Origin of the sequence: Bradyrhizobium sp. (assembly GCF_016462955.1) — a bacterium.
Taxonomy (GTDB): domain Bacteria; phylum Pseudomonadota; class Alphaproteobacteria; order Rhizobiales; family Xanthobacteraceae; genus Bradyrhizobium.
Map to the genome: position 1 here is coordinate 15,922 of NZ_JAEMSD010000027.1, position 12,027 is coordinate 27,948.

Annotated in this window: 11 protein-coding genes; 3 read left to right on the plus strand and 8 right to left on the minus strand. The window is 64.6% G+C overall.

The annotated features are described in order from the left end of the window. On the plus strand, nt 1-1,318 hold a 1,318-nt coding region (locus JHD07_RS05250), incomplete at its 5' end, for an OB-fold nucleic acid binding domain-containing protein (RefSeq protein ID WP_291619684.1). Nucleotides 1,319-1,471: 153 nt separating this feature from the next. On the opposite strand, the gene JHD07_RS05255 is transcribed toward JHD07_RS05250, so the two are convergent. Both JHD07_RS05255 and JHD07_RS05260 read right to left on the minus strand, forming a co-directional pair. Continuing rightward, a complete protein-coding gene (locus tag JHD07_RS05255) occupies nt 1,472-2,242 on the minus strand; it encodes an SDR family oxidoreductase (RefSeq protein WP_291619686.1) in 771 nt (256 codons plus the stop codon). Nucleotides 2,243-2,476: 234 nt separating this feature from the next. Further along, nucleotides 2,477-2,764 carry a hypothetical protein gene (locus JHD07_RS05260; protein WP_291619688.1) on the minus strand — a complete coding sequence of 96 codons (288 nt, stop codon included), beginning with the start codon at nt 2,762-2,764 and terminating at the stop codon, nt 2,477-2,479. 418 nt (nt 2,765-3,182) lie between these two features. Between JHD07_RS05260 and JHD07_RS05265 the strand changes: the two genes are divergently transcribed. Both JHD07_RS05265 and JHD07_RS05270 read left to right on the plus strand, forming a co-directional pair. Further along, nucleotides 3,183-4,427, plus strand: a complete 1,245-nt coding sequence (locus JHD07_RS05265) for an efflux RND transporter periplasmic adaptor subunit (protein ID WP_291619690.1) — start codon at nt 3,183-3,185, stop codon at nt 4,425-4,427. Between the two features lie 29 nt (nt 4,428-4,456). Continuing rightward, the gene (locus JHD07_RS05270; protein WP_291619691.1) at nt 4,457-7,573 is read left to right on the plus strand and encodes a CusA/CzcA family heavy metal efflux RND transporter; all 3,117 of its coding nucleotides are present in this window, start codon (nt 4,457-4,459) and stop codon (nt 7,571-7,573) included. A gap of 109 nt (nt 7,574-7,682) precedes the next feature. Here the strand turns inward: JHD07_RS05270 and JHD07_RS05275 are convergent, their stop codons facing one another. From JHD07_RS05275 to JHD07_RS05300, 6 genes are all read right to left on the minus strand, one after another. Next, the gene (locus tag JHD07_RS05275; RefSeq protein ID WP_291619693.1) at nt 7,683-8,645 is read right to left on the minus strand and encodes an amidohydrolase family protein; all 963 of its coding nucleotides are present in this window, start codon (nt 8,643-8,645) and stop codon (nt 7,683-7,685) included. Nucleotides 8,646-8,697: 52 nt separating this feature from the next. Beyond that, entirely contained in the window at nt 8,698-9,255 is a 558-nt protein-coding gene (locus JHD07_RS05280) for a hypothetical protein (protein ID WP_291619695.1), read from the minus strand. 85 nt (nt 9,256-9,340) lie between these two features. Continuing rightward, the gene (locus JHD07_RS05285) at nt 9,341-9,691 is read right to left on the minus strand and encodes an addiction module antidote protein (RefSeq protein WP_291619697.1); all 351 of its coding nucleotides are present in this window, start codon (nt 9,689-9,691) and stop codon (nt 9,341-9,343) included. Beyond that, nucleotides 9,691-9,981, minus strand: a complete 291-nt coding sequence (locus JHD07_RS05290; protein ID WP_291619705.1) for a type II toxin-antitoxin system RelE/ParE family toxin — start codon at nt 9,979-9,981, stop codon at nt 9,691-9,693. The genes JHD07_RS05285 and JHD07_RS05290 overlap by 1 nt, the downstream gene beginning before the upstream one ends. 111 nt (nt 9,982-10,092) lie before the next feature. Next, nucleotides 10,093-11,523: a TolC family outer membrane protein gene (locus tag JHD07_RS05295; RefSeq protein WP_291619699.1), complete on the minus strand. Its 1,431-nt coding sequence runs from the start codon at nt 11,521-11,523 to the stop codon at nt 10,093-10,095. Between the two features lie 185 nt (nt 11,524-11,708). Beyond that, nucleotides 11,709-12,027: enoyl-CoA hydratase-related protein (locus JHD07_RS05300; RefSeq protein ID WP_291619701.1), on the minus strand; the 319-nt coding region annotated here is incomplete at its 5' end.

Below are 12,027 nucleotides of genomic sequence, written 5' to 3' on the forward strand. Positions count from 1 at the left end.
CGGCAACATGGTCGCGCGCGGCTATGACCCCAATTTTGCCAGAAGCTGCTTTGACCAGATCAAGGGCTTTGGCTCCTACGGTTTCCCTGAGAGCCATGCCGCGAGCTTCGCGCAGCTCGTCTACATCTCCTCATGGCTGAAGCACTATCACCCCGACGCCTTCTGCTGCGGCCTGTTGAACTCGCAGCCGATGGGCTTTTATGCGCCGGCGCAGATCGTCGGCGATGCCCGCAAGAACGGCGTCGAGGTGCGCGACATCGACGTGTCCTACAGCTTTGCGCAGAACACGCTGGAAGAAGGGAGCGGCAAATACTGCGCCGTGCGCCTGGGCTTCCGCCAGATCGACGGCTTTCATTGGCTGGACGAGGATGAGGAGCGCCTGAAGCGCTCTCAGTCGTCATTCCGGGACTTACCCGAAGAATTTTCCGTGATTGGGCCGGTCTTGCCGCAGGCTCCGTTCACCTCTCCCTATGGGAGAGGTGTAGCACCGCCGATGCCTCAGCAGGACTGGGCCGACCGCATCATTGCCGCGCGCAACCGTCGTCCCTTCACCTCGCTCGAAGACTTTGCCCGCGACACCGGCCTGCCCAAGCGGGCGCTGATCCTGCTGGCGGATGCCGACGCGTTCCGCTCGCTCGGGCTCGATCGCCGCGAAGCGCTGTGGCAGGTGCGGCGGCTGCCCGACGACGTGCCGCTGCCGCTGTTCGAGGCGGCGACCGCGCGCGAGCAGCCGGACGAGCACGCCAAGCCGCTGCCGCTGATGCCGCGCGCGGAGCAGGTGGTCGCGGACTACCAGACCATCCGGCTCTCGCTGAAAGGCCATCCGATGGAGTTCTTGCGCGAGATGTTGTCGCGTGAGCGGATCGTCGCCTGCAAGGAGATCAGCCATGAGAACGAGCGGCGCCGCGTCCGCTGCGCCGGCGTGGTGCTGGTGCGGCAGCGGCCGGGCCGCGCCAGCGGCGTCGTGTTCATGACGCTGGAGGACGAGACCGGCATCGCCAATGTCGTGGTCTGGCCCAAGATCATGGAGCAGTACCGCAAGGAAGTGATGGGCGCGCGCCTCATCGAGGTTCAAGGCTACATCCAGAGCAGCCCCGAAAAGGTGACGCATCTCATCGCCCAGCGCATGATCGACCGCTCGCATGATCTGGTCGGCCTCGCCAACGATGCGCTCGCCCGGAAGCATCCGCTGCCGCCAGGCGCCACCGTCGTCGAGCCGCTCAACGAAGACCCCTGCGCGCTCACGGACATGCCGGCGCAAAAAATCCGCCACCCCCGCAACGTCCGCATCCTGCCGCCATCGCGGGATTTTCATTGAGGGTCGGAAGAAGTGATGTCGCCGTGCGCTACTGTCGTAGGGTGGGCAAAGGCGCACTTGCCGTGCCCACCACCTTTCGCGCTTCGTCGCAAAGTCGTGGGCACGCTTCGCTTTGCCCACCCTACGAGTTCTTCGCGGATGATGCCGTGCTCCTCAGAAATTCACCCGGTTCGAGATCGCGCCGTCCACCACGAGATTCGATCCCGTCGTGAATCCCGACACCGGGCTTGCCAGAAACACCGCCGCGCTTGCGATTTCCTGCGGCGTCGCCATGCGTCCCGTCGGGTTGCGGCTCATCGCATCCTTGTAGCGCTCGGGCATGTTCTGCTCGATCATCTCCCAGACGCCGCCCTTGAAATAGACGGTGCCCGGCGACACCACATTCACCCGGATCTTCTTCCTGGCATGTTGCCGAGCCAGTCCCTTGGCCATGTGAATCAGCGCGGCCTTGACCGGGCCGTAGGAGCTGGCCGTGTCAGCCTGCGCTGCCGCGATCGACGAGATGATCACGAAAGCCGCATCGCCGTGGCTCGCGCCGCTGGCTTCGAGGAACGGTCGTGCGGCATCGAACGCATGCACGGCGCCGAGAACGTCGAGCCGGAAATTCTGCTCCCACGACGCGGGATCGTGCCCTTGTGCCATTGCGCCGGCATTGGAGAACAGCATGTCGATGCCACCGAGCTCCTTTGCAGCAGCTTCGATCCAGCCCTTCAGCGCCGGGCCGTCGGTGACGTCGACCGTGCCGCCGGCGGCCTTGATGCCGCTTGCCTTCAGCTCAGTGACGGTTGCCGCGACCTGATCGGCATTGCGCGCGCACACCGCGACATTGGCGCCTTCGCCGGCCAGCGTCGCCGCAATCGCCCGCCCGATGCCGCGCGTGCCGCCGAGCACGATGGCGTTCTTGCCCTTGAGACCGAGATCCATTGTTAGCTCCCTTTTCTTGGTCGATGCAGTGTAGTCTCGTGTGTGGAGGCGCTGCAAATCCATAGTCAGACCGTCATCCTGAGGTGGCCGCTTCTTCAGCGGCCCTCGAAGGGCGACAGCCCGGCTGCCACCTCGGCCGTTCATCCTTCGAGGCTCGACTTGTGATGCGTGGCATCGCAAGCCTCGCACCTCAGGATGACGGGAATGGCAGCGAAAGCTTCAACAATTCCATCCTCACTCCGGCGCTGCCCCCACCGGCGGACCGCCCGGCGGGCGGTGCAGGAAGGTCAGCGAGACATAGGCGCCGACCCAGGAGCCGATCGCGGCGAAGGCGACATAGAAGGCGTTGTCGGTGTAGCTGATCACCGCATAGGAGGAGAGCAGGTACCAGACCGCGCTCCAGTTTGCCGCCGGCACGCGCTTGCGCGCGATCACGGCGGAGGTAAACATCACATAGACCGCGTCGGTGGCCGCCGTCGCGATGAACACGGCACCCGCGGTGAGGGGATCAATGGCGGCCATGGCGATCCTTCTTGTGTTGATGATGGTCCGAATTTCAAGGGAGAGGCTCGGTCACGCAAAACGCTGCCGGCATTCCCGCACGCATCGGGAGCCAGGTCGGGCGCGCCGGCGGATGACGTCGTACATGCTGCGTTCATCGAAAGCATGCCATCTGGCCTCGGCGGAGTGAACGCAGTGCGTCATGCAGCGAATTGCCGAAGACAACGGCACGATGACAATCGTCCGGAAATGCCGCTCGGCAGCCACCCTGGCCGACGGCCGGCGAGAAGCTGACATGAAGCTTACAGCTCTGGAAATTTTAACGCTAGCAGCGAAGCGCGAGGCGCTTTTTAGGTTGTTCGAAATCAGAATTCGGCACTATTAGCGCGACCGATAAGGCACCCATTCGCCGAGATCGTCGCAGATACGACCGGGCCCCATGACACCTCAAAATACGATGCGATTGCATGTGCTTACAAAACGACGGATGATCTTGTCCGTAGTTTTACTAGCCCTTGCGGGTGCCGGTGCCTACGGCGTGCTCTATGCCGCTCCCAAAGAGAAGAAGCACTCCGAGATCTCCAGCCAGTCGCGCAAGAATGCAGTGGCTTTCACGCCGACGCCGTCCGAATGGGCGACGCTGACCATCGAGCCGGTCAAGGCGAAAAGCTTCCGCGCCGAGTATGTCACCGAAGGCAAGGTCGCGATCGACGAAGACCGATCGACGCCGGTGTTCTCGCCCTATGCGGGCCGTGTCACCAAGCTGCTGGCCAGGCCGGGCGAGATGCTCAAGCAAGGCCAACCGCTGTTCACGATCGAAGCCGCCGACACCGTGCAGGCCCAGAACGATTTCATCGCGGCGATGACGGCGCAGAACAAGGCAAAGTCGGCGATCGACCTCGCCGACCTCCAATTCAAGCGCGCCAAGGACCTCTACGAGGGCCACGCCATTCCGCTGAAGGATTATCAGCAGGCGGAGGCGACTCAGGTCCAGGCGCAGAATGACATGCTCTCCTCTGTGACGGCGCTGGAAGCCTCGCGCAACAAGCTGCGCATCCTCGGTTTTACCGACGAGGCCATCAAGGCATTCCAGGAAAAAGGCGTCATCGATCGGGAGATCACGATCTATTCGCCGATCTCCGGCACCGTCGTGCAGCGCAAGATCGGCCCCGGCCAGTACGTCAATTCCGGCGCCAGCGATCCGGTCTTCGTGGTCGGCGATCTCTCCACGGTGTGGCTCACCGCCTTCGTGCGCGAGAGCGATGCGGCCGCCGTGTGCATCGGACAGGACATCACCGTTAACGTGATGGCGCTGCCGGGTCGTCCGTTCAGCGCCAAGATCAACTACGTTGCCGCCGCGATCGATCCCGCCACCCGCCGCCTGCTCGTGCGCGCCACCATCGACAACAAGGATGGGCTGCTGAAGCCGGAGATGTTCGCAAACGTCACGGTCTATTCGGCCGGCGACCGCGCCGCACCCGCCGTGCCGAAGCAGGCGCTGATTTATGAAGCCGACAAGGTCCGCCTCTGGGTTGCGCGCGAGGACAAGTCCGTCGAGCTGCGCCAGATCAAGATCGGCCTCATCAACGGCAACCTCGTCGAGGTCACCAGCAATTTGAAGCCCGGCGAGCAGATCGTCACCAAGGGCAGCCTGTTCATCGACCGCGCGGCGTCCGGCAGCTGATCGACGACCCAAGAAAATTGAAGACCTGAATGGATCGTCTCGTCGCCCTTGCCGTCAACCGGCGCTTCCTGATGATCGGGATGTTCGCGGCCGTCCTGATCGGCGGCCTGATCGCGTTCAGCCGGCTCAACATCGAAGCCTATCCAGATCCGACCCCGCCGATGGTCGACATCGTGACGCAGAGTCCCGGCCTGTCGGCGGAGGAAATCGAGCGCTACATCACCATCCCGATCGAGACCCAGGTTGCGGGACTGAAGAACATCACGACCATCCGCACCATCTCGCTTTACGGCCTCTCCGACGTCAAGATCCAGTTCTCCTTCGCCTACACCTATGACGAGGCGGCGCAGCAGGTCCTGAACCGTCTGGCGCAGCTCGCGCCGCTGCCCGGCAACGTGCAGCCGCAGATCTCGCCGCTCAGCCCAATCGGCGAGATCTTCCGCTACCGTCTCGTCGGGCCGCCGAACTACAGCGTGCTCGATCTCAAGACCATCCAGGACTGGATCCTCCAGCGCCGCTTCCGTGCCGTGCCTGGAGTGATCGACGTCACCGGCTGGGGCGGCAAGAGCAAGACCTACGAGATTCAAGTCGACTTCAACAAGCTGGTCGCCAACGGGCTGACGCTGCCGCAACTGCTTCAAGCAGTGGGCAATTCCAACGTCAATGTCGGCGGCAACACCGTCGATATCGGCCAGCAATCGGCGGTGGTGCGCGGCGTCGGCCTGATCCGCTCGATCGACGACCTCGCCAATACGATGGTGGCGCAGACCGGCGGCAATCCAGTGCTGGTCAAGGACGTCGCAACCGTCACCGTCGGCGAGAAGCCGCGTCTCGGCATCGCCGGCCTCGACGAAACCGACGACATCGTGCAGGGCATCGTCCTGATGCGCCGCGGCGAGCAGAGCTCGCCGACCATCAAGCGCGTCCACCAGCTCGTTCAGCAGATCAACAACTCCAGCATCCTGCCGCCCGGCGTGCGCATCGAGCGCATCTACGACCGCGGCGACCTGATCGAGCTCACCACCCACACCGTGCTGCACAACATGGTGGTCGGCATTCTGCTGATCGTGCTGCTGCAGTGGATATTCCTCGGCAATCTCCGCAGCGCCCTGATCGTCGGCGCCACGATTCCCTTCGCGCTGTTCTTCGCCGTGATCATCCTCGTGCTGCGCGGGGAATCGGCCAACCTGTTGTCGGTCGGCGCCATCGATTTCGGCCTCATCGTCGACGCCACCGTCATCATGGTGGAGGCGATCTTCCGTCGCCTGACGCAGACGACGCCGGTCTCGGAATCCGGGCATATGTCCTCCGAGACGCTATTCGGCATGAAGAGCCATGCCATCCTCAGCGCGGCCGCCGACGTCTCGCGCTCGATCTTCTTCGCCGCGGCGATCATCATCGCCGCCTTCCTGCCGCTGTTCACGCTCTCCGGGGTCGAGGGCAACATTTTCGGGCCGATGGCGCGGACCTATGCCTACGCGTTGGCCGGCGGGCTGCTTGCGACGTTCACCATTACGCCGGCGCTGTCCGCGATCATCCTGCCCGCTCACGTCGAGGAAACCGAAACGAGGGTGATGCTGCTCCTGCATCGGTTGTACTCGCCAGTGCTGCATTGGGCGGTCGCCAATCGCACCATCGTCCTCGGCGCTGCGGTCGGCCTGGTGCTGACGACGGTCGCGCTCGCCCGGCTGCTCGGCCTCGAATTCCTGCCGAAGCTGGAGGAGGGCAATCTCTGGATCCGTGCCACCCTGCCGCCGACCATCTCGCTCCAGGAAGGCAATTCCTACGTCAACGAGATGCGCAAGCTGATCCGCGCGCGGCCGGAGGTCGAGTCGGTCGTGTCGCAGCACGGCCGTCCCGACGACGGCACTGATGCCGCCGGCTTCTTCAACGCGGAGTTCTTCGCACCACTCAAGCCCGTGAGCCAGTGGCCCGGCACCCGCGACAAGGAGGAGCTGACCGCGCAGCTGCTCAAGCAGCTCGACGATCGCTTCCCCGGTGTCGAGTTCAACTTCTCGCAATATCTCCAGGACAACGTGTCCGAAGCCGTCTCCGGTGTGAAAGGCGAGAACTCGATCAAGCTGTTCGGCAGCGACCTCCAGGCGCTGACCGATACCGCCAACAAGATCAAGCAGGTGCTGGCCACCGTGCAGGGCGTCACCGACCTTGCGGTGTTCACCTCGCTCGGCCAGCCGACCGTCCAGATCGACATCGACCGGGCCAAGGCGGCGCGCTACGGCCTCGCGCCGGGCGACATCAACGCCACCATCAAGGTCGCGATCGGCGGCGACACGGCCGGCGATCTCTACGAGCCCGGCAGCGACCGTCACTTCCCGATCATCGTTCGCCTCGCGCCGGAATACCGCCGCAGCGCCGAGGCGATCCAGAATTTGCGGATCGGCGCGCCCGGGCCGAACGGCACCGTCACGCAGATCCCGCTGAGCGAGGTCGCCACCATCAGCCTCGTCTCGGGCGCGGCCTACATCTATCGCGAGCAGCAGGAGCGCTATCTGCCGATCAAGTTCTCAGTGCGCGAGCGCGATCTCGGCAGTGCCATCCGCGAGGCTCAGGACAAGATCGCCGAGCAGGTGCAGCTGCCGCCCGGCTCGCACATGGAGTGGGTCGGCGAGTTCGGCAACCTCCAGGACGCGATCCGCCGCCTGTCGATCGTGGTTCCGATTTCGCTCGCGCTGATCGGCGTGCTGCTCTGGTTCAATTTCGGCTCGATGACGGACACGCTGCTCGCGATGAGCGTGATCCCGATGGCGATCTTCGGCGGCGTGCTTGGCCTCTTGATCACAGGCACGGCATTCAGCGTCTCCGCGGCGATCGGCTTCATCGCGCTGTTCGGCATTGCCGTGATGGACGGCATCATCATCCTGTCGCAGTTCAACCAGCTCATCGAAGAGGGAATGGACCGCATGAGCGCAGTCGTTCGCACCGGCGAGCTCCAGTTGCGACCCGTGCTGATGACCTGTGTCGTCGCCGGCGTCGGCCTGTTGCCGGCGGCCCTGTCGGAGGGCATCGGCTCGCAGGTGCAGAAGCCGCTCGCAGTCGTGGTCGTCACCGGCATGATGCTGGCGCCGGTCGTGATCCTCGTGACCTTGCCGGTGCTGATCTCCTTCTTCTCCCGCCGCGCGCGCTGACGCATGATCCGGAAAAGTGCGTAGCGGTTTTCCGAAAGATCATGCGCAAAAAAGATCAGCGCGATGGTGCTTCATCGATCTCATCGCGCTGTAACGCGCAGCGGTGATCTCAGAACCCGTAGAGCCGCGCCGGATTGCCGACCAGGATCTTCTTGCGCACCTCCGCATCCGGCGCCCACACCGGCAGCTGGTTGAGCAGGCGGCCGTCGTCGATCTGGTAGAGCGGGGCGATGTCGGTAGGCTTGCGACCCTCGACGCGGCTCGAATCCGGATGCGGCCAGTCGGTACCCCAGACGATTCGGTCCGCATTGGCCGCGATCAGCGCGCGGGCATAGGGCACCATGTCCTGATAGTCGGGGGCGAGCTTCGAGGAGCGATAGGCGCCCGAGATCTTCACATGGGCCTTGCCGGACTTCACGAGCGCAACGAGATCGGAGAAGCCCGGCTGCTCCAGCCCGAGCGAAGCTTCGAGGCCGCCGAAATGGTCGAACACGACCGGCACCGGCGCCGTCTCGACCAGGTCCTTGATCGCCGAGATCATGGCCAGCGTGGTGTAGAGCTGCACGTGCCAACCGCGCGTCTTCATGCGCTCGACGGCGGCGGTGAAGCGCGGCCGGCCGACAGCGGGATCATTGACGCCGCCCGTCGCCAGATTGAGGCGGATGCCGCGGAAGCCGTCCTGATGCATGGCATCGAGTTGGGCCTCCGTCGTCTTGTCGTCGATCACGGCGACCCCGCGCGCGGTCGCGCCGCGCGCCTTCATGCCGAACAGGGTGGAGGAATTGTCGGTGCCGTAGACGCTCGGGGTGACGATCACCACGCGTTCGATGTGCAACGCCTTGTGCAGCGCGGCCATCTCCTCCGGACTGGCCGGCTCCGGCGTGTACACGCGCCCGGCGAAGAACGGGAATTTCTCGACGTCGCCATGGATGTGCGTGTGGCAATCGCAGGCGTGCGCGGGGACGTCGAAATTGACCGGCGTCGCGGGCTGTGCCGCACGTGCCTGCGCTTTGCTGGTCATGGCTACTCCGGCGGCAAGGGAGGCGAGCAGGACGCTGCGTCGGCTGAGCATGGTTTCTCTCCCGGCTTGTTGTTTTTATCGGCGAGTGGAGAAGACTATCACATCAGCCGGGCAACCGCTCCGCTTCGCTGCATAGCTGCTCGACAAGACCCGCAAGCGGAGCCGAGCCGTCCACGCGCACGACCGGGCAGGGCAGGCCCGAGAGCCACGCTTCATGCTTGGCGAGACTGCGGCCTTCGCGATCGCCGGCTTCGTAATGGGAAGCCCATTCGACGAAGTCTTCGGTCTCGCCATGGCGCCAGCCTCCCGGCGCGACAGCATCAGCGCCGAAATGGGCGGCCTCGCGGGCACGCAATCGTTTCATCCGGATCTCGCGCGGCGCAGTCACGAAGACGACCAGGTCGAAGTTCGAAACGAGCTCTTCGCCCCAGCCGGTGACGGATCCGCTCAGCACCCAGTCGAGACGCGGCAAGAACATCTCGCGCATCAGGCGCAGACGTTCGGCGGCGGGGCGGGTCGTTCGATAGGGCGGCACGGTGGGCAGCCAGAAATAGTCGTCGCTGTCGTGATGCGGCAGCGCCAGCCGGCCCGCGAGCGCGCGACCGATCGTGGTCACTCCGGAGCCCGAGGCTCCCATTAGATGGATGCGGCGGCTCTTCATATGCACAACCTGAGACTGGCCGAAAAGACGTGAAAACCGCCGGAAAACGGAGATGGGTCGTATGAGGGCGACTCACAATGCCCGTTCAGGCGGCGCGGCGGCGCCTTGATGTCCGTCCGCTTGTCGCGGGTTGGGCCGACAATGTCAGGCCCAACGCGCCGAGGATGCGCATGACCGTGCCGAACTCGGGATTTCCCGTCTCGCCGAGGGCCTTATACAGGCTCTCTCGGTTCAAGCCGGCCTTTTTTGCGATCGTGCTCATGCCGCGCGCGCGTGCGACGAGCCCAAGCGCGTCACGCACGAAGTCGGCATCGCCGGTCTCCAGCGCAGCCGCGATATAGGCCGCCTGACGCTCCTCTGTATTGAGATAGTCGGCGGCATCGAAACGCGTCGTCCTGGATGTCGTCTTCAACGCCGATTTTGCTGCCTTCGGCATCACAATGTCTCCGCTAGTTGCTCGGCTAGCTTGATGTCTCGTCGTTCCGTCCCCTTGTCGCCACCGCAGAGCAGGATCACGATCTGTGCTCCGCGCTGCACATAGTAAATCCGGTAGCCCGGGCCGTAGTCGATGCGCATTTCCCGGACATTACGCCCGACGCTTTTGCTGTCACCGGGGTTGCCCATCTCCATGCGGCGAATACGAACGGTGATCCGGGCAACCGCGTTGGCGTCTTTGAGGCGCTCCAGCCACTCCGAAAAATGTCCGGTTTGCCTTACCTCGACCATAAGCTGCAATTGTAGCCCATAGGCTACAGAATGTCAAAGAGGCGGGAGGCTATGGTGGCAGCTCGAGATGCTGATGCGATATGGTTGGGCTTGGAGGTGCTGCGCGCGAGGCTACTGCCCCGACGGCGTCCGCAGGCCGTGCCAGGCGTCGCGAACCTGATGGTAGTGCACCTCGGGCAGATAGTCCGGCGTGTTCAGGTTCAGCGTCTTCACGTCGAGATGGCCGATCGCGCTGAGCAGCGTGTAGGAGGCGATCACGCGGTCGCGTTGCGCGCCGATCAGGCGGGCCTTGGCCAGGATCAGATCGGCCTGCGAGTTCAGCACGTCGACGGTCGTGCGCTGCCCGCCGGCGGCCTCGCGCTGCACGCCCTGGAGCGCCACGGTCGCAGCCTTCACCTCGGACTCCGAGGCCGACACCGTGACCTTGGCGCCCTCATTGGCGACCCAGGCGCTCGTCGCCGCAGCGCGTGCCTGGTTGCGTATTTGGTCGAGCACGAGCCGGCTCTGCGCCGTGATCTCCTTGGCTTGACGAGTCTGCGCCGCGGCCTGGCCGCCGTCGTAGATCGGTGCCGTGACGTTTGCGACGATGGAGGCCTGGTCCTCCGCGAACGTGCCGAGCGTCGGGTCGTTGTTTCGGCTCTTGCTGGCGCTGCCCTGGATGGTCGCGCTCGGCAGCAGCGTGCCTTCGGCGATGCGGATGTTGGTGGAGGCGAAATCGACATCGAAGCTGGCGGCCATCACCGCCGGGTGCTGGCGGATCGCCATCGTCTGGGCATCCTCGCGGCTCTTCGGCAGATAGCGGTCGACGGCTTCGGCGGGCCTGAGCTGCGACGGCGCATTGCCGATGACCTGCGCATAGGTGGCCTGGCTGACGGCAAGCGCGACTTCGGCCGCGTTGAGATCGGCAAGGCCGCGGTTGAGGCGGGCTTCGGCCTGGGCGGAATCGGTCGGCGTGACGTCACCGGCGTTGAGGCGGCGCTGGGTCACGGCGAGCGTTTCGCGCAGGAAGGCGACGTTGGAGCGCTGTGCCTCGACCAGCGACTGGTTGGCGAGCACGTTGGTGTAGGCGGTGACCGCATCGAGCAGCACGCCCTGGCCGACATTGCGCAGCGCCTCGCGGCCGGACTGCACCTGAAGCTCGGCGGCCCGCACGCTGTTGGCGGTGCGGAAACCGTTGAACAGGGTCTGCGTCACCGTGACGCCGACGATCCACGGCTTCAGATTTGCGGTTTGGATGGTGTTGTCGGGCAACAGATTGCGCACCGATTGCAGGCCGGCGCTCAGGCTGGCGACGATCTGGGGCCGGTAGCCTGCGAGCGCCTGCGGCACGTTCTCGTCGGTCGCGCGCTGGCGCGCCCGTTCGGCATTGAGCTGCGGATTGGTTTGATAGGCCTTGGCGAGTGCCTCGGGGAGAGCCTCGGCCCAGGCCTGGGAGGAGGGGACGCAAGAAAGCGCCAGCGCGGCCCATGTTGCAAACACGGAAACCACGCCCGATCGATGCCGCATCATCACGCGACCAGCTCTGGCGGCACGCCCAATCATGTAATCCCGCAAACCTTGCCTGTCCGCCCCCGCCAACGGCGGCCGTCTTAACTGTTTAACCAGCGCAGGTCTCGCAGGCAAACTGCCGCGGGGAAAACCCCCATGAAATCCGTGCTTGTTGCAGCTTCGTCACAGCGATTTCCATCGGGGCGAGAGAGACTTACACCAGCCTGACTGGTTTGCCCCTACCGGTTCTTGTTCACCGGCTTGCGCTTCTCGATGAACGCCGCCATGCCTTCGGAACGGTCCTCGAGCGCGAAGGTCGAATGGAACAGGTTGCGCTCGACGCTCATGCCCTCGGCGAGCGTGGTCTCGAAAGCGCGATTCACCGCTTCCTTGGCCATCGCGGCCGCAGGGCGCGACATCGCGGCGATCTTCTCGGCTGCCGCCATCACGTCGTCCATGAGCTTGTCCGCGGGTACGATGCGGCTGACGAGGCCCGAGCGCTCGGCTTCCGCAGCATCCATCATCCGGCCGGTGAGGCAGAGGTCCATCGCCTTGGAC